At 45.8% G+C, this 25,170-nt stretch carries 21 protein-coding genes and 1 riboswitch; of the genes, 3 read left to right on the forward strand and 18 right to left on the reverse strand.

Translation table 11 applies throughout. The features are described 5' to 3' along the window. Positions 1 to 66: 66 nt before the first annotated feature. The 12 genes from LIQ05_RS16110 to prfB form a co-directional block, all read right to left on the reverse strand. Complete coding sequence (locus LIQ05_RS16110) at positions 67 to 681, reverse strand: NUDIX hydrolase (protein ID WP_226822310.1); 615 nt, start codon at positions 679 to 681, stop codon at positions 67 to 69. A 105-nt stretch (positions 682 to 786) separates the two neighbouring features. Continuing rightward, positions 787 to 1,422, reverse strand: a complete 636-nt coding sequence (locus LIQ05_RS16115; RefSeq protein ID WP_226822312.1) for an ECF transporter S component — start codon at positions 1,420 to 1,422, stop codon at positions 787 to 789. 208 nt (positions 1,423 to 1,630) lie between these two features. Next, positions 1,631 to 1,768, reverse strand: a riboswitch (FMN riboswitch). Between the two features lie 131 nt (positions 1,769 to 1,899). Further along, a complete protein-coding gene (locus LIQ05_RS16120) occupies positions 1,900 to 2,820 on the reverse strand; it encodes a mechanosensitive ion channel family protein (RefSeq protein WP_226822314.1) in 921 nt (306 codons plus the stop codon). 141 nt (positions 2,821 to 2,961) lie between these two features. Then, entirely contained in the window at positions 2,962 to 3,225 is a 264-nt protein-coding gene (locus LIQ05_RS16125; protein ID WP_226822316.1) for a DUF1294 domain-containing protein, read from the reverse strand. A gap of 3 nt (positions 3,226 to 3,228) precedes the next feature. Continuing rightward, complete coding sequence (locus LIQ05_RS16130; RefSeq protein WP_226822318.1) at positions 3,229 to 5,388, reverse strand: Tex family protein; 2,160 nt, start codon at positions 5,386 to 5,388, stop codon at positions 3,229 to 3,231. A 30-nt stretch (positions 5,389 to 5,418) separates the two neighbouring features. Next, on the reverse strand, positions 5,419 to 6,171 hold the full coding sequence (locus LIQ05_RS16135; protein WP_226822320.1) for a DUF975 family protein: 753 nt from the start codon (positions 6,169 to 6,171) through the stop codon (positions 5,419 to 5,421). A 162-nt stretch (positions 6,172 to 6,333) separates the two neighbouring features. Then, positions 6,334 to 7,221: a DegV family protein gene (locus LIQ05_RS16140; protein WP_226822321.1), complete on the reverse strand. Its 888-nt coding sequence runs from the start codon at positions 7,219 to 7,221 to the stop codon at positions 6,334 to 6,336. Positions 7,222 to 7,270: 49 nt separating this feature from the next. Next, entirely contained in the window at positions 7,271 to 8,482 is a 1,212-nt protein-coding gene (locus tag LIQ05_RS16145; RefSeq protein ID WP_177290067.1) for a hypothetical protein, read from the reverse strand. Positions 8,483 to 8,513: 31 nt separating this feature from the next. Continuing rightward, the gene (locus LIQ05_RS16150) at positions 8,514 to 9,722 is read right to left on the reverse strand and encodes an aspartate kinase (protein ID WP_226822323.1); all 1,209 of its coding nucleotides are present in this window, start codon (positions 9,720 to 9,722) and stop codon (positions 8,514 to 8,516) included. 35 nt (positions 9,723 to 9,757) lie between these two features. Next, positions 9,758 to 10,975, reverse strand: a complete 1,218-nt coding sequence (locus tag LIQ05_RS16155; protein WP_226822325.1) for a homoserine dehydrogenase — start codon at positions 10,973 to 10,975, stop codon at positions 9,758 to 9,760. A gap of 7 nt (positions 10,976 to 10,982) precedes the next feature. Next, positions 10,983 to 11,435: an ACT domain-containing protein gene (locus LIQ05_RS16160; protein WP_226822327.1), complete on the reverse strand. Its 453-nt coding sequence runs from the start codon at positions 11,433 to 11,435 to the stop codon at positions 10,983 to 10,985. Positions 11,436 to 11,559: 124 nt separating this feature from the next. Continuing rightward, positions 11,560 to 12,685 (reverse strand): peptide chain release factor 2 gene (gene prfB / locus LIQ05_RS16165; protein ID WP_226822329.1). Its coding sequence is split into 2 segments (ribosomal slippage): positions 11,560 to 12,609 and positions 12,611 to 12,685, totalling 1,125 coding nucleotides; the frame shifts between segments, so codons are not numbered across the junction. 336 nt (positions 12,686 to 13,021) lie between these two features. Here prfB and LIQ05_RS16170 point away from each other — a divergent pair. Then, the gene (locus tag LIQ05_RS16170) at positions 13,022 to 13,390 is read left to right on the forward strand and encodes a NusG domain II-containing protein (protein ID WP_226822331.1); all 369 of its coding nucleotides are present in this window, start codon (positions 13,022 to 13,024) and stop codon (positions 13,388 to 13,390) included. A gap of 4 nt (positions 13,391 to 13,394) precedes the next feature. Continuing rightward, complete coding sequence (locus LIQ05_RS16175) at positions 13,395 to 13,880, forward strand: Gx transporter family protein (RefSeq protein ID WP_226822333.1); 486 nt, start codon at positions 13,395 to 13,397, stop codon at positions 13,878 to 13,880. Positions 13,881 to 14,031: 151 nt separating this feature from the next. Here the strand turns inward: LIQ05_RS16175 and LIQ05_RS16180 are convergent, their stop codons facing one another. The 6 genes from LIQ05_RS16180 to dapF all read right to left on the reverse strand — a co-directional run bounded on the left by LIQ05_RS16180 (position 14,032) and on the right by dapF (position 23,941). After that, positions 14,032 to 15,087, reverse strand: coding sequence for an FAD:protein FMN transferase (locus LIQ05_RS16180; protein WP_226822335.1), 1,056 nt, complete (start codon positions 15,085 to 15,087; stop codon positions 14,032 to 14,034). Positions 15,088 to 15,250: 163 nt separating this feature from the next. Further along, positions 15,251 to 16,063, reverse strand: a complete 813-nt coding sequence (locus LIQ05_RS16185; RefSeq protein WP_226822337.1) for a 4Fe-4S binding protein — start codon at positions 16,061 to 16,063, stop codon at positions 15,251 to 15,253. Next, entirely contained in the window at positions 16,060 to 16,680 is a 621-nt protein-coding gene (locus LIQ05_RS16190) for an FMN-binding protein (protein WP_226822339.1), read from the reverse strand. The genes LIQ05_RS16185 and LIQ05_RS16190 overlap by 4 nt, the downstream gene beginning before the upstream one ends. A 3-nt stretch (positions 16,681 to 16,683) precedes the next feature. Continuing rightward, the gene (locus LIQ05_RS16195) at positions 16,684 to 18,582 is read right to left on the reverse strand and encodes an FMN-binding protein (protein WP_226822341.1); all 1,899 of its coding nucleotides are present in this window, start codon (positions 18,580 to 18,582) and stop codon (positions 16,684 to 16,686) included. A gap of 380 nt (positions 18,583 to 18,962) precedes the next feature. Beyond that, complete coding sequence (locus LIQ05_RS16200; RefSeq protein WP_226822343.1) at positions 18,963 to 22,745, reverse strand: penicillin-binding Tp47 domain C-containing protein; 3,783 nt, start codon at positions 22,743 to 22,745, stop codon at positions 18,963 to 18,965. Between the two features lie 347 nt (positions 22,746 to 23,092). Then, complete coding sequence (gene dapF, locus LIQ05_RS16205; RefSeq protein WP_226822347.1) at positions 23,093 to 23,941, reverse strand: diaminopimelate epimerase; 849 nt, start codon at positions 23,939 to 23,941, stop codon at positions 23,093 to 23,095. A gap of 343 nt (positions 23,942 to 24,284) precedes the next feature. Between dapF and LIQ05_RS16210 the strand changes: the two genes are divergently transcribed. Beyond that, on the forward strand, positions 24,285 to 25,115 hold the full coding sequence (locus LIQ05_RS16210) for a helix-turn-helix domain-containing protein (RefSeq protein ID WP_226822345.1): 831 nt from the start codon (positions 24,285 to 24,287) through the stop codon (positions 25,113 to 25,115). Positions 25,116 to 25,170 lie beyond the last annotated feature (55 nt).

Here is a 25,170-nt window from a genome sequence, read left to right on the forward strand (position 1 = left end):
ACAAGTTAACCTTATTTAACATTATAAAAGCTTCCGTTTCCATAACAAAATCTGATTTTCCTGCTTTTATTTTATCTTATTCAAAAATTCAAAGGGTTCCTTATCTTCCAGAAAATGCATCAGCATATATGCTGTCATGATCGCTACATTTTCTTCTTTCAGAATCCGTTTTACTTCCTCACGGTCAGCCAGAACCACTTCAATCTCTTCGGTATCTTCCAGCGCCTTGGAACTGATTTCGCCGCTGGCATAGCCGTATACGGTTGCACAGGATTCGTCCGTCATTCCAACAGTGGTAAAATAAGGCTTCTGGTATGCTTCTGCTACCGGAATTGGAGCAAGTTTCAACCCTGTTTCTTCATACATTTCCCGGATTGCACCTTCATGGTAATTCTCGTTTGATTCCACAAGCCCTGCTGGAAATTCATAAATATAATCGCCCAAAGTATAACGATACTGGCGGATTAAAACTACTTTATCATGCTTTTCGCCATAAATACTGTAAATGATCACACCATCCGGATTCTTCTTCCGAGTTACCATTTTCAAGCTGTCTACGTCTTTGGCACGAGAAGCTACAAAATAGTTTACCGGGGTGTTGTGTACGCTGGTGGCTTTTACATTGTAAAGGTTTACATAACGATTATCTGTCTGTTTGGTAATGCTGTTGATTTTTCCCATAGGAACCTCTTTTCGTCAGTTGTTACTGTTCACTGCAAAGGTCTGACGAAGTTACCTATCAATCTGGACAGCAAGCCTCGCAGATTCTAACCTGGAACAGATTCATCAGTCACCGCGGAGGATCACACGGATTCTCTTATAAATAAAGAACACGATCACTGAGGTTAATGTGTATTTGAATAAGTTGAATGGTACAAGGATCATAATTGCAAAAGTAAGAAGGTTTGTTACACCGCTGTGTACTGCTGCACCCATCTCAATAAACGCCTGAACTGGCATTCCAAATGCTTTGCCGTAAGCCGGAAGCAGTACGAAAGCATTTACAAAACATGCAAGGACTGTGGTAAGAATTACGCCAACTGCCATACCTGCAACTGCGTGTGCTCTTGTCTTCTTATGTTGATAACGATAGATCAGTCCAGCTGGAATTACATAAGAACAGCCAAAGAGAAAGTTTGCCACATCACCAACACCTGCTGTCATAGTTCCTTTTGTTACCAGATGTACCAGGATCTTCACAAGCTCGATCAACACACCAGCTACAGGTCCCATTGCAAAAGAACCAATCAATGCTGGAATCTCGGAGAAGTCCAGCTGGTAAAAGGACGGTGCAAGAAACGGCAGCGGTACCTCAAAATTCATCAACACACCTGCCACAGCACCTAACATTGCCACCTGTGCAATGGTTCTGGTACGGCTTCGCTCCATTACGTTTCCATTTCTGATTGCTTGTTCGCTCATACTCATCGCTCCTTAAATTATAATATTTAAAGAAAATTTCTGCAAGTATGGGATGAAATTCACTTCAGCATACAGGAAAACAGGTGTTACTGTTTATCACGCATTTTCCAATGCATAGAAAGCGATTCCAACCACATAAAAAAGCCCCGGAATCTCTTCCAGGGCTATGAGCACGTACATATAAATATCAACCAATCTAAATATTCTGCGCGTTCTTCTCTCATCCAGACTTTACTGTCGGTTTTGGAATTTCACCAAATCAGCCGCCGAAGCGGGTCGCGGACTATACCGCCGGTAGGGAATTTCGATCTCTAAAGATTTCGATCACCCTGCCCCGAAGAAATTTTCTTTTCATGGTGGATTATACAATAGATATGTTGTAATTTCAATATGAAATCTAAATTTTCCAGAAAAAATCTCCAGGCAAGGCGTTTGTAAGCTTTTTTCATATTTTGCATCGTTAAAGTATTGACCGTTTTACTTGGAACTTTTCTCCACAGTAGTTGTCTCCACCACATGCACATCCATCTGCGGATAGGGAATGGAAATTCCGTTGGCATCGAAGGATTCTTTGATTTTTTCATTGAGGCGCCATTTGGTCTTCCAGTATTTGTCAGTGGGGACCCAGACGCGGAGGCCCATGACTACGGCGCTGTCGGCAAGTTCATCTACGAAGACGATCATGTCCTTGTCGGACTTGGTTCCGGGGTCTTCCTGTAAAATGTGCTGCAGAAGCTTTTTGGCTTTTTTAATGTCGGAATCGTAGGAAATTCCCACTTTGATCTCCAGGTTGCGCAAATTCCGGGCTGTTACATTAATAATGGTGCTGTTGGACAGCTTTCCATTGGGAATGATCACGTGTTTATTGTCAATGGTGATCAGTGTAGTGTAAAAGATTTCGATCTTATACACAGTTCCCTCTGTACCGTCAGCCTGATCCTGGATAATATAATCTCCTACCTGAAAAGGCTTAAACAAAAGCAGCATCACACCGCCTGCCAGATTCTCCAGACCGCCCTGCAGGGCAAGACCGATGGTAACACCGGCAGTTCCCAAAAGAGCTGCCACCGAAGATTCCTTCACACCGAAATTGGTTGCAATGTTAAATACCAGGATCAGATAGAGAAGAAATCTTCCAAAAGAACAGATAAACTGGGCTACCCCCTTATCTATTCCTGCCTTTTCCATGGAACGCCTTGCAAGCTTCAGAAACCACTTGATCAGTTTGGTTCCCACATAAAAAGCCACAATGGAAAGAACTACTTTCATTCCGAAGCTGATCAAATCCGGAATATGACCGTTAAAGTAAGTCTTGATCTGTTCCCAGTTGAAGCTTACCTTATCTACTGTTTCCTGCACAGTCTCCTGGACTGCGTTTTCTATAACCTGTCCTTCCAAATTCTCATCTCCTTTTCGTCAGTCCTTTCCCAGAGCACGTTTAAAAAGGCTTTCTGCGTGCAGATTGCAGGAATGATTTTTCAAACGGACTCTAACACGTTTTCCACCGTCAACTCATTTTTTCAGCAGCTTATCCACCGCCTACTGCAAAAATCTCCACAGTATCAACTGCACCGCCAGGATCAGCGGCACGCCCAGACGGAATTTCCACTTTCTGGTCTTATGGTGGAAAAACTGCATTCCAAGAAGGGCGCCGGCGGAGCCGCCGATGGCAGCCACCGCCAGAAGCTGGGCTTCCGGGATGCGCCACTGTTTTTTGATGGCTTTCTGCTTATCTATGCCATACATCCCGAAAGCTACAATATTAATTATAATTAGATATACAACAAGTATATTTTCCAACATTTTTTATTTATTCAGCCCCTTCATGGAAAGGCTGATCCGGTTCTTCTTCTCGTCTACACCAAGAACACGAACCTCCACAATATCCCCAACACTTACTGCTTCCAGCGGATGCTTGATAAATTTCTCGCTCATCTGGGAAATGTGCACCAGTCCATCCTGGTGAACGCCGATATCAACGAAAGCTCCGAAATCGATTACGTTGCGGACTGTTCCCTTCAGGATCATGCCCTCTTTCAGATCCTTAATATCCAGTACATCGGTACGAAGAATTGGCTTCGGCATCTCATCTCGTGGGTCGCGGGCTGGTTTTTCCAGCTCTTTTACAATATCACGAAGTGTGATCTCACCAATTTCCAGCTCTGCTGCCGTCTTCTTATAATCCCTGATCTGTCTGGAAAGTCCAGCTAACCTGCTGCCTGCAATATCCTCTGCGGAATATCCCAGCTTCTCAAGGAGCTTAGAAGCAGCCTCGTAGCTCTCCGGATGAACACTTGTAGCGTCCAGAGGATTGGAGCCACCTGTAATACGCATGAAGCCAGCGCACTGTTCAAATGCCTTCGGTCCAAGCTTGGCTACCTTCAGAAGTTCTTTTCGGCTTGTGAAACGGCCATTCTCTTCACGGTAAGCTACAATGTTCTTAGCGATTGCTTTGGAAACACCGGAAATATACTCCAGAAGGGAAGCAGATGCTGTATTCAAATCTACGCCAACCTTATTAACAGAATCCTCAACCACACCAGTCAGGGCTTCACCCAGCTTCTTCTGGTTCATGTCATGCTGATATTGTCCAACACCAATGGATTTCGGATCGATCTTAACCAGTTCAGCCAGAGGATCCTGCACACGTCTTGCAATGGAAGTGGCACTTCTCTGTCCTACGTCAAAATTCGGGAATTCTTCTGTTGCAAGCTTACTTGCAGAATAAACAGAAGCACCAGCCTCATTTGTGATCACATACTGAACCTTTGCCTCTGGGATCTCCTTCAGCATATCTACGATCACCTGCTCAGACTCTCTGGAAGCAGTACCATTTCCAACAGAGATCAGGGAAATATGATATTTCCTGATCATGGCTTCTACGGTATCCTTTGCAGCGCGGATCTTCTTCTCATTGGTCGGCGCAGTCGGGTAAACAACTGTAGTATCCAGAACTTTTCCAGTAGGATCTACAACAGCCAGCTTACAGCCGGTACGGAAAGCCGGATCCCAGCCAAGGACAGTCTGCCCTGCGATTGGAGGCTGCATAAGAAGCTGCTCCAGGTTCTTGCCAAAGACTTTGATAGCACCGTCTTCTGCCTTCTCTGTCAGGTCACTTCTGATCTCACGCTCGATTGCCGGCGCAATAAGACGCTTGTAGCTGTCCTCTGTTACCTCTTTCAGGATTGGTGTGGTAAACGGGTTGTCACGGGTGATCACCTGCTTCTCCAGGTAGCGGAGAATATCTTCCTCCGGTGCTGCTATCTTAATAGTAAGGAATTTCTCTTTCTCACCGCGGTTCAACGCCAGCACACGATGTCCAGCCAGCTTCTTCACCGGCTCTTCAAATTCGTAATACATTTCGTAAACAGACTGTGTCTCCGGATCCTTTGCCACAGAACTGATGGTTCCTTTCTTTGCAGTAAGGTCACGGATGTGGATTCGGTAATCTGCCTCGTCAGAAATATGCTCTGCAATAATATCCTTCGCACCAGCAATGGCGTCTGCCACAGAAGCAACCTCTTTTTCCTCTGACACAAAGGCTTCTGCCTCTTCCTCAATAGACTTGTTTGTCATCTGGAGCATAATGATATTTGCCAGGGGCTCCAGGCCTTTTTCCTTGGCAATGGTTGCCCTGGTACGTCTCTTCGGACGGTACGGGCGGTAAAGGTCCTCTACGACTACCAGCGTCTGTGCTGCCAGGATCTGTGCCTTCAGTTCTTCTGTCAGCTTGCCCTGGTCCTCAATGCTGGAAAGGACCTGATTCTTCTTGTCTTCCAGATTTCGGAGATAAGTCAGTCTCTCGTTCAGGTTACGAAGCTGCTCGTCATTTAAGGTTCCGGTAGCTTCTTTTCTATATCGTGAAATAAAAGGGATAGTGTTTCCCTCGTCAATCAATTTAACAGCAGCTTCTACCTGCCATTTCTGCACCCCCAGTTCCTGGGTGATTGCCTGTAAAATATCCATTTTTTCAATCTCCTCTTGTTGCTTGTATTTCTAAATAGTCCTATCTTCCGGCAGTCTGTAGTCCAGTTCCCCATCCAGATCCCGGTAAAATGCCACCATGGACATTTCCATATAAGGCATGATCCAGAAAAGTGCAATATAGAACGTGAACACAGATAATAACAAAAGCGGGATAAAGCTGAGATTCAGCTTCACATATCTCCAGATATTTCCCTTCATCAGCCTTGCGCTCTCTTTCAGTGCCTGGATTCCTCCAAGCTCTGTGTCATCCGCCATGAGAAAGTAGGTCATGGCAAATGGAAGGGAAATAAGAAAATTCAGCAAAGTGCTTACCGCCAGCAGTCCCAGAGTCATGGAAAGCCACTGGATCTGGGAATCCACAGTCAGTCCCGGATCTGTGGTAAAGCTCACGTAATAGTAAGGGATTGCTGTGACCAGCTGGATCAGCGCCAGCACAAAGCCTGCAACGATCACCCTGTCTGGCTGGTTTTTGAAAAAGTAGCCCAGATCTCCCAGAGAAAACTCCTTTCCCCTGGAAATATTCAAAAGCATATACCCCAGACCAGCGGAAATGATTCCCACGATCAGTGACACCACCAGCATAAATACTTCACTGAGAACCAGATCCAGCGCGGATGTGCCAGAAAATAAATTGGTAGAAAGGATTGTTCCTAAGGTATTCAGACCATACACTGCCAGAAGCCCAAGGATCACAGTTCCAACATGTCCCTGCAATGCCTTTTTTGCCTGCAGTTTGATTTCCTTCGTACTTCTTTTTTTCATAATCATCATTCTCCTTTGCAGTGAAACAGCAGGCCGGGATTCTGATGCATCCCGGCCAGATATATTGCAGCACCATTTCGCTGTTTTCACTTTTTGCTCCATTAAGCCATGCCAGTTGTTCCCAATATAGCATTCTTCCATCTGACATCTGTAATTTTTTAATTACGCCGTTCTCTTGTTTCCCCAGAAAAACAGCGCTACCGTACCAGGACCTGTATGGCTTCCGATGGTAGTTCCGATGTTATTGATCTCTACTTTCCCATTTAATTTCGGGAAACGCTCTTCCACCAGCCTTGCCACTTCCCGGGCATCCTCTATGCACGCAGACTGGGAAATATAACACTTCCCATTATAGTCAAGTCCGCCCTCGGCATACTCTTCCATTTTGTCTACAATAGCCCGGATCACCTTTTTCTTGGTACGGATCTTAAATCTTGGGATCAGTTTTCCCTGATCATCCATATTCAGCAGCGGGCAGATATTCAGCATCGTGCCGAAAAAGCCGCTGGCCTTGGAAATACGGCCTCCTCTGATATAGAACGTAAGGTCTGTGGAAAAGAACCAGTGATGCAGGTTCAGCTTATGTTCTTCTGCCCAGGCATGAACTTCCCCGATGGATTTCCCCTCATCCCGAAGGTCTGCAAGTTTATCCATAAAAAGCCCATATCCGGAGGATGCTCCCAGAGAATCCACCACCAGGATCTTACGCCCCGGATATTTTTCCTCCAGATCCGCTTTTGCAACGTTAGCTGAATTGATAACGCCAGAAATTCCTGAAGACAGGCAGACATGGAGCACATCTTTTCCCTCTTTCAGAAATCCTTCGAAATATTCTTCGAATTCATCTGCATTTACCTGGGAAGTCTTGGTGGATGCACCATCCTGCATGGCCTTATAAAATTGGTCAAATGGCATAGCCTGTCCCAGATCATCTGCATATTCTTTTCCATTTAATTCATAATGAAAGCAGATATAGGAAATATTTCTTTTCTCAAAATGTTCTTTCGTAAGGTCTGCTGTAGAACAGCAGCTGATCACATAGTCGCTCATATTTCCCTCCTGTTACTAATTTTGCAAAACCTCCAGATCGGGTTCTCCCTTATTCTGGAAGAATTTCATTTCTGTACGCAACACTTGCCACTGTATCCGGATCCTCATCCTTGTTAAACCAGAACTGTGCCCGGTTGTCAATCTTGGTATCTGCAGTCTTATAAATATTCAGGTAATCTCCGTCCTCATCACACGCATAGCCTTTTTCCTCTGCAGCTGCGATCAGGTCCGCCTTCTTCGCACCCAGGGTAAATCCACCGGAAAGAGTAAGGGTAAGAGCATCACTGTCGTAATTGCCTACCTCAAGCTCCCGTACAAAACAGTTCTCGATGGCAGTTGCATCCTGGGTAAAATTGTAAACACTGAAATGCACACTCTGGTTATTCTTCATCATGTCTACAAATTCCAGATCCCGGCCAGCCACATAAGCGCCATCTTCCACATTCTGAAGCTCCCAGCCATTCTCAAGGAATGCAGACACCGGAGCCGGAAGGGAATAAAGATCTCCGCAGAATTCCAACTGTGGAGCCAGCAGATCATCTCCCAGCTCAGTAGGAGCGGTATAGGAAGATACGATTTCCGGAACTTCCTCGCTTACACTTCCCTTGTCATATCCTTCTGGCTCTACGAAGTTACGCATATCTACCTGCTTCAGAGTATTGTCATCCTTATATACATAGAGATGAACTTCCTCATAATAGTCTTTTGAGTAGGAATACTTGGTATACAGGTCTCCCTCGTAAGTATCGCTTGGATCACCATAAGCAGCTTTGATATCATCAAAATTGGATTTTCCCATTACGATTCCGCCAGGCAGTTCTACAGGAGTAGCCGCCACATCAAAATCATAGCTTGCATCAATATCAATTCCCGCAACCAGACACTGGTTTAATGGCAGCTGGTTGATTCCAAGGTTGATCACATCTACGGAAACGCGGTCGTCCCCTTTGTAAAAACTGATGGAACCATAGGAATTGGTTCCAACGCCCATCTCCGGGTCCTCGTTCTTGCCAAGTGTCCAGTCTGCTGCGAAATCCTGGTAATACATAGGGAACTGGTAAACCTTATCCCCGATCTTCACCTGAAAATCGTACAGGCTGTCGGACAGCTCTGTAACCGTTTCTGCACCAGCCTCAGGCTCATCCGCAGCCTCTCCTGCTGCCTCTGTAGTTTCGGCTTCCTGTGCCTCTGCATAAGCCGCGGACGGAACCGCACACAGACACATTGCTGTAAAAAGCACTCCCAATACTTTTCTTTTCATACAGAAATTCCTCCTTAGAATGTATATTCGATCAGTCGGCAAGGCCGAAAGCATCGTGTACTGCATTCATAGCCCGGATTCCGTCTTTTTCATTGATGAGGACGGTAATACGGATTTCGGATGTGGAGATCATATTAATGTTTACGCCTTCATTGTAAAGGCTCTCAAACATCTTGGCAGCCACGCCAGGATTGCTGAGCATACCGGAGCCAACAATGGAAAGCTTGGCGATATTGCGCTCAGAGTGAAGCTCCTTGAAGCCAAGGCGCTCCTGGCTCTCCTCCAGAGTGGCAACTGCATCATCCAGATCATCCTTATTTACGGTAAAAGAAATGTCCTTTGTTCCTGCACGTCCGATAGACTGCAGGATAACATCTACATTAATATTTTTCTTTGCAAGGGTATCAAATACCTTAAATGCAACACCAGGCACATCACGAAGTCCCAGTACTGCGATCCTCACAGCGTCTGTATCCAGCGCAACACCGCTGATCAGCATTCTTTCCACGCTAACTACCTCCTTAACTACCGTTCCTTCACTGTTATTCAGGCTGGAGCGGACCACAAGGGGCACTCCGTATTTCTTCGCCATTTCCACAGAACGGTTGTGAAGTACACCCGCTCCTGATGTTGCCAGATCCAGCATCTCATCGTATGTGATCTCTTTCAGCTTTCTGGCATTTGGAACCTTACGCGGGTCGGCAGTGTAAACGCCGTCCACATCTGTATAAATCTCGCAGGCGTCTGCATGAAGCGCTGCTGCCAGTGCCACAGCAGTGGTATCAGAACCGCCTCGTCCCAGGGTGGTATAATCATCATACTTATCCACTCCCTGGAATCCGGTAACGATGACAATCCTGCGGGCATCCAGCTCACGGCGGATACGCTCTGTGTCGATTCTTTTTAATCTTGCATTCTGATGGCTGCTTGTGGTATGCATGGTCACCTGAAAAGCATTCAGGGAAACCGCCGGAACGCCCAGCTTATGCATTACCATGGCCATCAAAGATACGGACATCTGCTCCCCAATGGTAAGAAGCATATCCATCTCACGCTTCGGCGGCTTGTCGTCCATATCATGAGCCATACTGATCAGCTCATCTGTGTATTTTCCCATGGCGGACAAAACAACCACCACGTCATTTCCTTTTTTATATTCTTCGATACAACGGTTGGCAACATTGTACATTCTCTCTTTGTCACCAACGGAGGTACCGCCGAATTTCTTAACTATCAGCATATTTTTTCCTTTCACGCTGTCAGTTTTATTTTATATCAGTCTTTCACACGGATCATGCCCAGAACGTTCTCTCCCAGCGCTTTCACACGCTCTTTGTACTCGCCCTGTGTCATAAGTCCGGTAACAAAACCAAATTCTTCCGGAAGGGAATCCGGCTCGATCACAGCCTCCACCTTGCCAAAGGCCTTATCCACCTCGTCCAGGGAAGTGTCCTTCACGCGGACAAAGAAACGGCCTTCTACAGAATCTGGCTCCATAAGAGTCATCTCTTCATTGCTCCAGTTATTCGGAATGGTATCATGAAGGTGCTTGGCAGCCTCCACAACGTCTGCTACAACAGCACTTGCAGTAGGAAGTTTGCCAGCTCCGCTTCCGTAGAACATGGCGTCGCCCAGCATATTTCCATGTACAAAAATACTGTTAAATACGCCGTTTACGCTGTAAAGAGGGTTCTCCTGTCCTACCAGAAAAGGTGCAACCAGTGCGTAGAAGGAATCTTCTCCAACTCTCTTGCTTGTACCAAGAAGCTTAATGCTTTTTCCCATCTCTCTTGCGTACTCCATGTCCTCTGGTGTGATCCGGGTAATTCCTTCTGTGTAAACATTCTCAAAATCCAGGAATTTTCCATATGCCAGAGAGGAAAGAATGGCAATCTTGCGGCATGCATCCTGTCCTTCCACGTCAGCAGTAGGGTCTGCCTCTGCATAGCCTTTCTCCTGCGCTTCCTTCAGAACGGTGTTAAAATCAGCCCCCTCTGTATTCATCTTATCCAGCATAAAGTTGGTGGTTCCATTTAAGATTCCAGTAACCTCGTCGATCTCATCTGCTGTAAGAGAACCGTTGATAGCGCGGATGATGGGAATTCCACCGCCGCAGCTTGCTTCGAAAAGGAAATTGATCTCCTTCTCCTTCGCGATTTCCATAAGTTCAGGGCCGTATTTGGCAACCAGTGCTTTATTGGAGGTACACACGCTCTTGCCAGCTTCAAGTGCTCTCTTGGCAAAGGTATAGGCAGCACCGGTTCCACCCATTACTTCTACTACGATCTCAACTTCCGGATCATTTACAATCTGCTCAAAATCATGAACCAGGATCTCTTCTACCGGATCTCCCGGGAACTCCCGAAGATCCAGAACATACTTGATCTTAATCTCTTCCCCGGCTCTTTTGTTAATCAGCTCATGGTTGGTGCGGATGACTTCTACTACACCGCTTCCAACTGTGCCATATCCTAACACTGCAATATTTATCATCTGTCCGTTACTCCCTGCCTAATATTTTTAAATAATGGATTCCTTCCATCTGTTCAATGTCATCCACCATTGCCTCTGCATCCCCTTCGCCCTGAAGGATCTGCACACTTAAGGTAAGAGTGGCAATCCCACTGATGGGAATACTCTGATGTATGGTCAGAATATTGCCATGGTTTTCCGCAATAGCCCGAAGAACATTGGATAAAATTCCCGGCTCATCATCCATCTGTATAATAAATGTGATAGTTTTTCCTTTGGCTTCCTCGTGGAAGGGAAAAATATCATCTTTGTATTTATAGAAAGAACTCCGGCTGATCCCAACTGCATCTGCTGCCTCCTGAACAGTGGCCGCACGCTTGGATTCCAGCAGCTTCTTCGCAGCAACTACGTTCAGAAGTACTTCTGGTACCGCCCGTTCCCTTACTACAAAGTACTTATTCTTATCTGTTGTCTTTGGCATCCTGCATTTCCTTCCACTTTCACTGCGCCCTGCAAATTCCTGCTGTCACAGCCGCCTGCATTCAGAAATCTGTTACCGTTCACTTTGTGCACAGTAGCCTTAGATCCGGCAGCTGCCTTTTCATTTACTGCTGCGCAGGCTTCTTCGCAAGTGCGATCCATTTCAGATATGCATTAATAAAGATATCAATGGCACCATCCATAACTGCATCTACATTTCCGGTCTCCTCATTAGTACGGTGATCCTTGACCATGGTGTATGGCTGCATAACGTAGGAACGGATCTGGTTGCCCCAGCCGATATCGGTTACTTCGCCCCGGATTCCGGAAAGCTTGGCTTCTGCTTCCTGCTGTTTCAAAAGATACAGCTTCGCTTTCAGCATCTGCATAGCCTTGTCTTTATTCATATGCTGAGAACGCTCATTCTGACACTGTACCACGATTCCAGTTGGGAAATGTGTGATACGGATGGCGGATGAGGTCTTGTTGATGTGCTGTCCACCAGCACCGCTGCTTCGGTAGGTATCAATACGGATATCTTCGTCGTTGATCTCTACATCCAGGTCTTTCTCAATATCCGGCATTACATCACAGGATACGAAAGAGGTCTGACGCTTTCCGGCCGCATTGAATGGGGAAATACGGACCAGACGGTGAACACCTTTCTCGGATTTCAGAAGTCCATATGCGTTCTCTCCATTTACCTGGAAGGTAACGGATTTCACACCGGCTTCATCGCCGTCCAGATAATCCAGAACCTCAATGGAAAAGCCTTTCCGTTCAGCCCAGCGTGTATACATACGGTATAACATGCTGCACCAGTCGCAGGCTTCTGTTCCGCCGGCTCCTGCATTCAGCTTGATGATGGCATTCTCGCTGTCGTACTCTCCGGAGAGAAGTGTCTTCACACGGATGCTGTCAAACTGTGCCTGAAACTCGTCTAACATTTCCTGGATCTCTTCGATCATGGACGGATCATTTTCCTCATAGCTCATCTCGATCAGGGTTTCCATATCTTCTTTCTGTGTGATCAGATTCTGATAGGTCTCCATGTCGTCCTTCATGCTCTTTAATTCTTTCATTTTCTTCTGGGAAGCTTCTGCATTGTCCCAGAAATCAGGCGCTTCCATTTCGCGCTCTAATTCTTCAACCCGCTTTTCTTTGTTAGCCAGGTCAAAGTGAATCCCTCACTTCCACTAATGGTTCTGTGTATGTTGCAAGAATGCTCTTGAACTGGTCTAATTCAACCATAGCTTCACCTTCTTTCTTATATTTCTCTGTAACTGTGGAATATCTTCACTGCTACATTTCTTCAACAATGCCGCTCACTTAAAGCAATTGCCCCGGCGGCACACAGACTTTCAAACTATACAATAGCATATTCGGGGGGAAATTACAATAAAAAGCGGCCGTGTCTTCCTGTTGCAATTTTTTCTCAAAAATGGATTTTAGAATGGGTTGAAAAATGTTTCGATTTCTTTTATCATTAACTGGTGTTTATAAAAAAACAGGGTAGCGTGCTGGCAGGACGGATCCTATGTATTTCTTCGTGTTGCAGCAGGCTGATTTTCTTAGAGAGGTATTTATTTGAAGAAAAAAGAAGCGGTATTTATCGGTGCGCTGCTGGTTATTTCAGTGGTGCTTTGTATTTTCGTTTATGTGGTTCCCCATGGGACTCATGGTTCTATTCAGATCACAGTGGATGGGGAGCTTTATGGGACGTATTCACTGGACGAGGATCAGGTGATCCAGATCGGGGATACCAATGTGTGTGAAATTAAGGACGGCGAAGTGAAGATGACGGAGGCGGACTGCCCGGATCATCTTTGTATAAAGCAGCCGGCGGTTGGCAGTGCAGGTGGATATATTGTGTGCCTGCCCAACAGAGTAGTCATTCAGGGAGAGGGCGATTCAGATTCACAGGGTTCTGATGGTGGATTTGACGCAGTGGTGTAGGTCTATGGATCAGAAGAAGACGGCGTATCTTGGGCTGTTTGCGGCGATTGCGATTATTTTTGGGTATGTGGAGTCGTTGATTCCCTTTTTTGCAGGAATTCCGGGGATGAAGCTGGGGCTGGCAAACCTGGCGGTGCTTTTTGTGCTGGAGAGGTATACCTGGAAAGAGGCGGCGCTGGTTTCGGTTGTGAGGATTTTTATTATCGGGTTTATGTTTGGAAGCGGGTCCAGTATTATGTATAGCCTGGCGGGTGCGACCCTTAGCTTGATCGTGATGGTTTTTGTGAAAAATAAGGTGGACTTCGGACACCTGGGCGTGAGTGTGGCTGGCGGTGTTTCCCACAATATCGGGCAGCTGCTGGTGGCGATTCCTGCCACGCATACCATAGGACTGTTGTATTATTATGCTCCGGCGCTGATGGTGTCGGGAGTTGTGACGGGACTGCTGATCGGAGTGCTGACGAAAGAAGTTTTAAAGAGGATTCCGTGAGGTATTAGTACCGTACGCGTTTGGACTGGGTATATTCCACGCGGGGATGCGCGCTTAGGAATATACCCAGTCCAAATGCTGTTAGTTGAAAAAAAGAACTCTGGGCGATAGTTTTGGCTATCAACCAGGGTTCTTTTTATGTAAGCGTATCCTATGCTTCGTTTACTGTGTATCCGTCTTTCATCAATTCAAACTTATCCATCAAACCACTTGTCACATATATATTCTTATCTTCGTCTACAAAGACCGCTTCTGCGCCATATTTCTCCAGGAGGGGCTTGGATGCGTCCATACCCAGGACGAAGCAGGCGGTGGAGAGGCCGTCGGCAAGGTAGCCCTGGCCGCAGACGATGGTGACGGAGGTGAGGCCATTCCAGACAGGGTATCCGGTCTTGGGATCCAGGATGTGGTGGTAGCGGGTTCCGTCTTCTATGAAATATTTCTCGTAATCGCCGGAGGTGGACAGGAACTGATCGGCATCCAGGGTGATGGCTCCAAGGTAGTCCCCTTCGGTATCCCGGGGATCGGTGAGGGCAACTTTCCAGGGAGAGCCGTCGGGCTTTTCGCCGTAGGTCATAACGCTGCTGCCGCCCAGGTTCAGGATCATGCCTGAAACGTCAGGCTGGGTTTTCAGGTAATCCATGATCAGGTCGCAGCCCATGCCTTTTCCAACGGCACCAAGATCCAGGGTACAGCCATCCAGGAGGGTTACCTGGTTCCCATTCAGCTGGATTTTCCCGTAGCCCACTTCGGGGAGAAGGGCGTCAATCTCAGACCGGTCTGGTACGTGAGGGTTCTCGCCGTCGATGTCCCACAGGCGGATGAGCTTTCCGAGGGTGGGATCAAAGGCACCCTCGGAATCCTGGGAGAGCTGACAGATTTTCGCAAGGTCTGCAGCAAGATCAGTGTCAACCTCCACCGTCCCGCCGTCGGCATTGTTCAGCTGGGAAATCTGGGAATTTTCGTCTGTCCAGGAAAGGAGGGTGGTTTCCATTTCGCGGAGCTTTTCGCCAATCTGGATGTTGATGTCTTCGCCGGAGGTGTAAAGGGTTTCGGAAACTACTGTGTCCATTGCGAAGTCTGCATTTGTGTATTTTTCTATGTCGGCTGCGTAAACAACTGTAGTTGTTTTTCCCGGCATTATTCCCGAGGCACCACTAAGCAGCAAACTGCTGCATAGAACTCCAACCACGCCTCTCTGTCTCAAATGAGTTCCTCCACTAACTGAACTCAAACAACTATGTAACAAGCCTTTCACTGGTTTCTTTTCACAATATACCTTATTTAAATCAATTTCATTCTGAAATTCCGCTTCTCTTCTTCTCTTACTCATATCCTGTTCTTTCTGCTGTTATTTTAATCTACTGTTCTTAAACTTTTGCTGCATTCTCCTGTACTGCTTTCCTCTCTTCCTTCACCTTCGGGATCCCGATCCGGATATTTTTCTTCGGACAGATTCCCTGGCAGGCGTGGCAGCAGATACATTCTCCGGAAAGAGGGGTATCACCGTCAATGTCAAGGTGGGCCGGGCAGCGTTTTTTGCAGGCACCACATTTCGCCGGACAGGTGTTTCGGTCACGGTTAAAAAGTGCGGAGGGTGCTATAGGCATTATAGCAAAAATTGCGCCCATTGGGCAGAGGAACTGGCAGAAAAACCGTTCCTGGGTGCACATTCCGATCATGATCAGGATCAGCAGGATAATGCCGGTCTTGTAAGTGGCTCCAGGCAGTCTTCCCGCAGTCAGCATGGAAAATACGTCCCATGGGCTCATGCCCTGAAGCTGTCCATACCAGCCGGTAAGAATGGAAATCAGCAAAACTGCCAGCCAGATATACTTCACTTTCTGAAGAATGCGGATCGTCTTCTCTGAATAACCGTGGCGTCCCTTCTTATGAAATACTTTCTGTCTCACAAACACGGTCAGCTCATACAACGCATCTCCCAGCGAGCCAAATGCACATGCATATCCACAGAAATGCCGTCCAAACAGACTGGTTACCACAAGCAGTACGGCTGTCACATCCAGGAAAGAATTCCATGTGACCGCCTGATGCGCTGCGATTGCCTGGAAAATGGATTTTACACCGGCAAAGGCTGTAGAAAAAAGTGCCGGGGCAAAAATGAAAAACAGAAGCTGGATTCCGGCGCGGATCAGCCGGATTTTTCTCTGCCTTTTTTTCATTGATTTTCCGCCTTTCCAAGTGCATCATTTACAGCGTTGATAATTCCAGTGGAGCTGAAGGTTGCACCGGAAATGGTATCCACATCTGTGCTCTGGGCAGCCAGAATGGTGCTGATCACGCCCTGTCCCTGGGAAAGATATGCGGAGTCCTCACCTGGTGCACTTACCACCTGAATGTCTGTGATGGTGTCATTTTCAAGGGTAACCTGAACCTGGATGTTTCCTCCAAATCCCTGTCCGTCTCCTGTGTAGGTTCCATTTTTATATGCAAGGTCTTCACTTTCCTCAGAAGAATCCTCTTCACTGTCTGCGTCAGCCTGGTCTTCTTCCTCTTTATCAGCAGCATCTGCATCCTTTTTCGCAGCACTGTCATTCTTGTTCTTTGCTTCTTCCTCTGCTTTCTTCTTCGCCTCTTCCTGGGCCTTGGAAGCCTCCTCAATTGCACTTAAGATCTCGTCCTGCTGCTTTTCCAAAGCCTCCACTCTTGTGGTCAGGCTGGCGATCTGCTGGTCTTTTTCTGTATCACTGTCCTTTTTCTGCATGGAATTGTAGCCAAGTACCGCTCCAATGATCAGGATCAGACATAAAACTCTCATAATAAAACTCTGGTATTTCATGGGTTATGCTCCTTTTGCCTGGTTTAATGCATTTCTAAATGCCTGGATAATTCCCTTGGAGGAATAGGTGCAGCCAGATACGGTATCTATACTGTCCACAGACTGGCTTCCCAGCACCTGTCCAATAATTCCGTTCCAGGCCTCATCCACATAGTCCTCGTCATCATAGGAAGTATAGGTTGCACTGACGATCTGACCACCGGAAATAGTCACCGTTACCTGCACACTATCCGGACCATCATTGCCCTCCCCAATGCCAGTATAGGTTCCATCTTTATAAAATCCAGCCGGAGTTGGCTCTGGAATACTGGTAGGCTCTGGCGCTTCTGTTGGCTGTGGTGCACTGGTTGGTTCCGGTGTCTCCTCTGGTGCCGGCGTGCTGGTAGGCTCTGGAATACTGGTAGGCTCCGGGGTGCTGGTTGGTTCTGGTGCTTCTGTCGGCTGCGGCGCTTCTGTCGGTTTTGGTGTGCTTGTAGGCTTCGGAGTTACAGTAGGCTCCACTTCAGTAATTTTCGCCTGTTCAAGCGCCGATTTTGACGCATCCAGGATTCCTGTAGAGGAAAAGGTTGCACCGGAAACCGTATCGATTCCTTCTGCGGTCTGTTTTTCCAGAATCTGTGGCTGGATCTTTCTCCATGCTTTATTAAAAAAGCTTCTTGTATCTGAATTTGTATTTGTGATTTCAATAATTTTTCCATCTTTTACGGTCAAGGTTATATTAACAAGACCTGAATATCCATAGGCAGAGGCCGTATAAGTGCCGTCTTTCAATGTCTTCACTTCAGATGGAGTATCCGGATCATCAGATGGTGTATCTGGGGGAACTGTGGGCTGCGGGGTTACTGTCGGCGCTTCATCAGATGGCGTCTGTGTTGGAACTGGCGTGATTTCGCCCTTTTCCCCGGAGTCAGGATCTGCAGACGCCTGGGAAAGTGCCTGGGAAATAGCTCCAAGGATACCATTGGAAGAAAATGTTGCGCCACTGACCGCATCTACGCCGGACAGACTTTGTCTTGCAAGCACATCTGCTTTAATATTTTTCCATGCCTTGTTAAAGAATTCCGGAGTATCTGTATTGGTATTTGTTATTTTTTTGATCTTTCCTTTTTTTATGGTGACTTTTACTGTTACAGGCCCGTCAAAGCCTTCTGCCTGTCCCTCATAAATCCCGTCTTTATAATGAACAGAAGTATCCTGCTGTGGCTTTTTTGTTGGCTTTGGAGTCGGGGTTACTTTCTTCTTACTGTTTGCAGCTTTTCCTAAGGCATTTTGTACCGCCTGGATGATTCCATTGGAAGAATAAGTAGCACCACTGACCGCATCCACATTGGGAGACTGGCTGGAAAGGATCCTGCTGATCACGCCTGTAGCATTGGATAAATAAGAGCCTGTTTCTCCAGAAGCACTTATGATATCTATTTCCGTAATTTTTCCCCCGGATACTGTTACCTGTACTGTGATAGTTCCTCCAAAACCAGTTCCGCTTCCCTGATAAGTGCCATCTTTGTAACCGTCTTTCGGAACTTCTGTGGTAGGCGTGGTGGTTGTTCCCTGCCCCTGTCCAGTTGCTTCTGCAGACCTTACAGGCAGAGTCTTGGCAGAACCCTTTTTTATTCCACCTGTTTTCAATGTTGTTTGGGATTTCTTTTTCTTACTGGAAGAAGACTGATTTCCATTATTTTTCAGAATTTCTTCCTCTTCTTCATATGTATAAGCTGTTTTCAGCCAGTTTTCTACCTCTATTGATTTTACAATGCTTTTTTCATCTGCTGTCTGACTGGTCTTTGCATCCATATTCCGGGCACCTGCGGCGGCCACTGCTGCGATCACTACCACAGCCGGGGCTAATTTAACCAGATTCTTTTTTTCAAAGTGATTCTTATTGTCGTCTGTTTTTTTCATGCTGTCTCCTGCCTGGTACATCATAAATTGCTTTGTAAAATTACTTTCCATTTACAAGCAAAAGCAGGGGCTGTTATTAAACGGCCCCCGTTTCTGCTTTTACCTTATTTAATGATACCAGTGTCAAAAGGTCAAAAAGCCGTTCGTGCTTGCACGATAAGGCGTTTGAACTTGGGACACGCCAAATATGAGAAAGTAGCGATTTACGCAGTAAATCAGCGGATTTCGAATATTTGGAGGATTGCGGGAGCAGCGTAGCTGCGGAGCAATCCGGGGTATCAAATGAGTGGCAAAAGACCTTTTGACACTCATATCATTTAATGGTTGTGTGTAAAACAGCAGCCATTATTTTGTTACTGGTCACGGAGTGAACGGTAACATTATTTTACTTTTACTTTGAATTTCTTAGATACGCCATTGCATGTAACTGTAATGGTTGCTGTACCTTTCTTCTTACCTGTTACAACACCCTTAGTGGAAACAGTTGCAACTTTCTTGTTGCTGGATGTGTATTTTACTTTTCCTTTTGGAGTAGTGGTTGCCTTAATAGTAGCGGTCTTGCCTTTCTTAATTGTTGCAGATGATTTAGCAAGCTTTAAGGTTGGGTTCTTAACCTGGATTGTAACCTTTGTGGTATATTTTCCAACTTTTACAGTGATAACTGCTTTTCCAGCTTTCTTTGCGGTTACTTTACCTTTAGAAGAAACGGTTGCAACCTTCTTGTTGCTGGATGTGTATTTTGCAGTTCCGCTGATACCATTCTTTGTTACCGTAAGGTTTGTTGATTTCTGTCCCTTTGTATAGATCACTGCGCTATTTGCTTTTGCGGTAACGCCAGCCTTCGCAACAATGATGTCAACTTTTGCGGTAAGTTTTCCAGCAGTTACTGTGATAGTTGCTTTTCCTGCTTTCTTTGCAGTTACTTTTCCGTTTGCATCTACAGTTGCTACTGCTGGGTTGCTGCTTGTAAATTTAGCAGCTTCTGTGATTCCGCTCTTTGTTACATTAATAGTAGTTGTGTTTCCTGTAGTTCCACCAGCGTAAATGGTTGCGGCCTGTGCTTTTGCTGTAAGAACCGGAGCTGGAGTTGGAGCTACTGGTTTTGGAGTTGGGGTTGGCTTTACAACTTCTTTAACAGTAACGGTGCAGGCTGCGCTCTTCAATCCCAGTGTTGCTGTGATAGTTGCGGTACCAGCCTTTACAGCTGTTACTTTACCGTTTTTATCAACAGTTGCCACTTTTTCATTGCTGCTCTTCCAGGTAACATCACCTGTCATGTTGGTAGTAACTTTCAGTGTTGTTGTTTTGTTCTTGTCTGTATCCAGAGACGCTTTTTCTGCACTCAGCTTGAATTCCGCTTTTACAAGGCTGTCAATAGCTTCTCTTAAATGTCCGATCTGCTCTTCTACACCGTAAGTTGTCTGCTGGCTGATGTTTGCAAGCATGTCCTCGCACTCTTCCAGCTCGTTTGCAATATTGTCTTTTGCAGCAGCCCAGCTCTCAGGAGTGTACTCAGCCTCATTTAAAGCTTTTGCTTCTGCGATAATGTTTTCCAGTGGAGCGGAATCTGCATCGCCTGCAGGTTTTGCAATATTTTCAGATGCAGCCTGGAATTTTACAGTGTAATCTGCATAGCCAAGTCCGTAAACTGTCAGTGTCCAGTATCCGGTTCCATCATATCCTTCTGGAAGCTGGCATCTTAAGGAATCACTAAGTCCAAGCTGTACTCCCATCTTTCTATGCATCCAGTTATCTGCTGCAAACTTAGTTCCATAAGACTGGAGCGGAGTGCTGTATGTGCTGTCATTTCCATAATAGGTCCATTTTACAGCCTGCATGGCCTCACCAAGACCACCATAGTTTCCGGTAAGGTCAACTCTGAGAAACTCACCATAGGAACCATTTCCAGGTTTTACAGTAACTGTAATGCCATCTGCTGTTTTCTGTGCAGTATCCTTCAGTCCGGAATCGGAACCGTTTGCTCTTGCGCTGAAAGTAAAGGAGCCATCCTCTGCTTTCACAGCTGTCTTTAATCCATTGGTACTTCCGGTTACTGCCGCAGTTGCTGTATAGGCCTGTAAGTTATCTTCTCCAAAGCCTCCGAATAAGGTTCCGCCATTTTCCACAACTGTATAAGCTTCTTTAAATGCGCTATAGTCTGCTCTCTTCACTTTTACAGGAACGTATTTCAGTCCAGATACTACATAATGATCAATATTTTCTCCATTCACAGTGCCTCTTCCAAAAGAAGCTGTACTTCCGTCCGTAAGGATCATTGTTGATTTATCCTTCCAGCCTGCTAAGTTGTATGAGTTTCCAGCTGTTGTATAAATTGTTGCAATTGTCTGGAAGCTTCCTCTATGAAGTCCATGATTAGAAGTTGCTCTTGTTACTGCGTCAAATGCGCCAAGGTCTTTCTCGCCTCTTCTGTCTGCAGTATCAGAGGAAGCTGTGCTTCCTGCATTGAGAACATTTTCAGCAGCCCAGTACTGAGCCCATGTAAGACCTGCGTATGCATAAACGCTTTCGCTGTAAGTAAAGGTTACATTTTCATATCCTGTTGCATATACAGTTACTGTATCACCTTCATTTACAGCCGCCTTGGAAAAATCAAAGGAACCATCTTCCTTAACAACTGTCACAGCTCCTCTTCCGGTTGCTGCATACTCTTTTTTCCCAACTTTTACTTTGGAAATTGCTTTGATGTATGCTGCAAACTGCTCAGCTGTAATATCTGTAGCTGCTGTCAGCTTCAGATCATATTCGTTATATACAGCTGGCTTAACATCTGTTTTTGCCTCAAATGCTGTGCTGATAGGGGCATATTTTCCGTTTGCATCAGAAACAACAACCTCATGCTGTCCCATTTTCAGCTTGTCAATTGTTACAACACCATCTTTTCCTTCAGCCTTTACGCCGTCTACGGTATAAGAAACTGCAAAATCGAAAGGAAGCGCAGCGGAAAGCTCTACCTTAAGAGCTGTATCAGAGGTTTTTACATCTGCTGCTGTTGCTGTGATTCCAGTTGTTACCGGAACATAGGTATCCTCAATATCAAAATTGATGATTCCCTTGCTTGTATAGTAGGTTACACTGGAAATGGTTTTGCCCATCATGGATACGTAATGCGCTGAGCTTACCGGACCGCCGTGAACTGTTGTGGTAAATCCAGTGCTCCATGCCAGATGGCCGCCTCTCCAGATATTTTCAAGATGGCGGAGAGCATAGGTAGTTCCGTCTGTTGTATTGATCACAGCGCCGTAAACACTGTCAAGAACTGCATTTGAATCACTAGACTGTAAAGTGATATACTTTCCAAAGGTGTCATCATTCAGATCTAACTCATAATCGCCATATGATGTATCTGTTGTAAATGTAGATGCAATAGAAACTGTCTGTGCATCCATTCCCTGAACTGGTCCAAATGAGAAGTTTCCAGCCTCATCTACGGTCAGCTCTTTATAATAAGAAGGAGCTTCTGTTAAGATATAATAAGAATAATCAGCACTTTCGATCAGTGCATTCTTTCCAGTGTAGGTGTTGTTGCTGGTCTGTCCTCTGTTTGTAACAGAAATGGTTACGGAAGTATCCTCTGTAACCTGTTTCAGGTTTGCAAGGACAGATGGATCACTGATCTTTACCGGGAACGTTACACCAGCAAGATTGGTTCCTGCTGCATCTGTATGATAAGCTGCATTACCGTTCATCATACCAGCTGTTCTGGATTTATTTAAGGTAGCTGAGGTAAAAGCATCTACTATTACATTGTTGTTGCTAAGCTGGGATCTGTAAAAAGCCTCATATGGGATGTTCATTAAAACATACTCCACACCTTCAACAGACTGTGTTTCCACCTCTGTCTCTCCGTCAGAGAACAGCGCTGCTTCGGAATCAGAAGTAAATTCATCTTCTGTTTCTCCATCGCCAAAACCGTCCTCTTCCTCTGCTGCATCAAAGCCACTTTCAGCAGCATCTTCAGAAGCTACGTCTTCAGAATACTCGTCATAAGTATCTGTCTCTTCCTCCTGGGTATATTCCTCTACAACGGCAACATCACCAGAGGTAAAGTCTTCTGCCATTACTCCGACAGGTGAGCTGGTCATTGCAACAACCACGCTCATGATAATCGGAGCAATTTTTCTAAATAACTTTTTGTCAGTCATTCTCTTTCTCCTCTTCAGCTCATATTAGTATTATCTAACATTTGTTAATTTAACATATTTATGTTAGATGTGTCTATCTTTTTTTCCGTGACACATTGTACTTTTTTTATCAATAAGAAGGAAGAACTGGACTTTGGCTCGTTGCCCGCACCTATGAAAAACTCGCAGAGCGTGTTTCTCATAGGTTTCGCGGCAGTCGCCAAGGTCTCGTGCAAGCCCGGACTTTGGCTCGTTGCCCGCGAAAAAAAGGATTCAGATGCAGAAGTCTTCTTACTTCTATACCTGAATCCTTACTCACTTTTTCCAATATTTTGCTGATGACGTTACCAATAGGCGACATGTTCTTTTTATGAGAAAAAGCTCTCCGCCACACTGATCTCCGCAATATATCCAACTGTCCCGGTCATAAAAATAGTTCCATCGTCCTGGATGTCAATCTGGATCATGCCACCGGGCTGGTTTACATTGATCCGGTTCTCCATCAAACCTTTTCGGTAAGCTGCAATAGCTGCTGCACAGCTGCCTGTACCAGATGCTTTTGTATATCCACTTCCCCGCTCCCAGATTTCAATATCCAGATTGCCCTTGTCGATCTGACGGCAGATCTGTAGGTTCACTCTTTCCGGGAAATCGTCTGCATTTTCCACATATGGTCCAAGCTCCCGCACTTTTTCCGGGGATATCTGGTCCATAAAAATAATGCAATGTGGATTTCCTACGGTAAGACAGGTCGCCTTGTATTCCTTCTGCTTGAAGGTAAATGGCTCATCGATCACCTCGCGGATCTCTCCTGTTACTGGAATTTCTTTAGAAAGGAAAGAGGCCTTGCCCATGTTTACACGAAATTCTGAGGCTCTGGCGTTCAGGCACTCTACCTCAATTGTTCCGGATAAAGTTTCAATGGCAAATTTTTTCTCTGTCACATACTCATTGTCCATAAGATATTTTGCAAAAATACAGACACCGTTTCCACTGATAGCTGCTTCGCTTCCATCGGAATTGAAAATGCGCATTCCCATTTTTCCATTCATCTCAACTGGGCCGTAAAGCACACCGTCTGCGCCAAGACCAAATCCACGCTGGCAAAGAAGGGCTACTTTTTTGCCCTGTAGCTGCAATTGATTTTTCTTCGCATCCAGTACCAGATAATCGTTTCCAAAGCCCTGATATTTTGTCATGATAATGCTGTCTCTCATTGTTTTCAATCCCTTTCTCACTGAATTTATATACTCACCGAAATCGTTACCGCCACTCACGGCACAGTAACCTTCAAAATCCATTTCCTGGCGAAACGCCCGAGGCTTTGGATTTTCTTTCCTAAAACGCATCTTATATATCCAGTATATCGTTTATTTTTCCAATGTATATAGAAGAACTTGCGAAATATATTGCAAAAAATGCGGTTATTATTCTATAATAAGAACAGCTTATAATATTGCAGTCAACCAATTGTGTAATAATTGCTTCGCAGGATATTGCGGGCAGTCCCCTTATACTGCCATGCATGCCTTAATCTTTCAAGAACAGGAGCTGCTGCCTATGAACTATTTTAATGAGCCTACGGAAAAAACCGGCTATCTGGAGCAGAACTTCCGGCTTTTTCACATCAAAGATCAGACCAAACGGGAATTTTCCTACCATTACCATGATTTTCACAAGGTAATCGTCTTTCTCTCCGGAAAGGCAGCCTACCACATTGAGGGAAAATCCTACTACCTAAAGCCCTGGGACATTCTTCTTGTGAACCGTCACGCCATACACAAACCGGAGATTGACTTCTCCGTCCCCTACGAGCGCTTCGTGCTCTGGATCCGGGACGATATTGCAGCGACCGACCTGCTCCGCTGCTTCCAGAAAGCCATCGACCGAAGCTTCAACCTGATCCGCCTTGACTCTGGCACCCAGGAAAAATTAAAACAGCTTCTCTATGAATTAGAAGCTGCCCTAAAAGACGAAAAATTCGGCAGTGACCTTCTTGGCACCGCCCTTTTCACCCAGTTTATGGTATATGTAAACCGCATTTTTCTGGAGAAACAGTACATCTACGACACCCACTCCTACAGCAGCGACTCCCAGGTGGAAGAGCTTCTCCGGTACATCAACCACAACCTTACCGAAGACCTCTCCATCGAAACCCTTGCCCGGAAATACTATCTGAGCAAGTACCACATGATGCGAAAATTCAAAGACGAAACTGGCTACACCATCCACAACTACATCATCAACAAGCGTCTACTCCTGGCCCGCACCAAAATTGCCGAAGGCATTCCCGTCCTAAAAGCCGCCCAGTTAAGTGGTTTCTCCGACTACACCACCTTCTCCCGCGCCTACAAGAAGCAGTTCGGAGCTGCGCCCAGCCAGACAATATAGTTGCTATTTTGTGGGTTGAAAAGTTCGTCGAAGAGGGACGCATTCGGACAATGGG

Source organism: Blautia glucerasea (genome assembly GCF_020537505.1).
Taxonomy (GTDB): Bacteria; Bacillota; Clostridia; order Lachnospirales; family Lachnospiraceae; genus Blautia_A.

What these genes read in the sequence shown, in the direction of transcription:
- LIQ05_RS16110 (WP_226822310.1), bottom strand. Translation starts at nt 681, where the DNA reads ATGGGAAAAATCAACAGCATTACCAAACAGACAGATAATCGTTATGTA.
- LIQ05_RS16115 (WP_226822312.1), bottom strand. Translation starts at nt 1,422, where the DNA reads ATGAGCGAACAAGCAATCAGAAATGGAAACGTAATGGAGCGAAGCCGT.
- LIQ05_RS16125 (WP_226822316.1), bottom strand. Translation starts at nt 3,225, where the DNA reads ATGTTGGAAAATATACTTGTTGTATATCTAATTATAATTAATATTGTA.
- LIQ05_RS16130 (WP_226822318.1), bottom strand. Translation starts at nt 5,388, where the DNA reads ATGGATATTTTACAGGCAATCACCCAGGAACTGGGGGTGCAGAAATGG.
- LIQ05_RS16135 (WP_226822320.1), bottom strand. Translation starts at nt 6,171, where the DNA reads ATGAAAAAAAGAAGTACGAAGGAAATCAAACTGCAGGCAAAAAAGGCA.
- LIQ05_RS16140 (WP_226822321.1), bottom strand. Translation starts at nt 7,221, where the DNA reads ATGAGCGACTATGTGATCAGCTGCTGTTCTACAGCAGACCTTACGAAA.
- LIQ05_RS16145 (WP_177290067.1), bottom strand. Translation starts at nt 8,482, where the DNA reads ATGAAAAGAAAAGTATTGGGAGTGCTTTTTACAGCAATGTGTCTGTGT.
- LIQ05_RS16150 (WP_226822323.1), bottom strand. Translation starts at nt 9,722, where the DNA reads ATGCTGATAGTTAAGAAATTCGGCGGTACCTCCGTTGGTGACAAAGAG.
- LIQ05_RS16155 (WP_226822325.1), bottom strand. Translation starts at nt 10,975, where the DNA reads ATGATAAATATTGCAGTGTTAGGATATGGCACAGTTGGAAGCGGTGTA.
- LIQ05_RS16160 (WP_226822327.1), bottom strand. Translation starts at nt 11,435, where the DNA reads ATGCCAAAGACAACAGATAAGAATAAGTACTTTGTAGTAAGGGAACGG.
- LIQ05_RS16175 (WP_226822333.1), top strand. Translation starts at nt 13,395, where the DNA reads ATGGATCAGAAGAAGACGGCGTATCTTGGGCTGTTTGCGGCGATTGCG.
- LIQ05_RS16185 (WP_226822337.1), bottom strand. Translation starts at nt 16,063, where the DNA reads ATGAAAAAAAGGCAGAGAAAAATCCGGCTGATCCGCGCCGGAATCCAG.
- LIQ05_RS16190 (WP_226822339.1), bottom strand. Translation starts at nt 16,680, where the DNA reads ATGAAATACCAGAGTTTTATTATGAGAGTTTTATGTCTGATCCTGATC.
- LIQ05_RS16195 (WP_226822341.1), bottom strand. Translation starts at nt 18,582, where the DNA reads ATGAAAAAAACAGACGACAATAAGAATCACTTTGAAAAAAAGAATCTG.
- LIQ05_RS16200 (WP_226822343.1), bottom strand. Translation starts at nt 22,745, where the DNA reads ATGACTGACAAAAAGTTATTTAGAAAAATTGCTCCGATTATCATGAGC.
- dapF (WP_226822347.1), bottom strand. Translation starts at nt 23,941, where the DNA reads ATGAGAGACAGCATTATCATGACAAAATATCAGGGCTTTGGAAACGAT.
- LIQ05_RS16210 (WP_226822345.1), top strand. Translation starts at nt 24,285, where the DNA reads ATGAACTATTTTAATGAGCCTACGGAAAAAACCGGCTATCTGGAGCAG.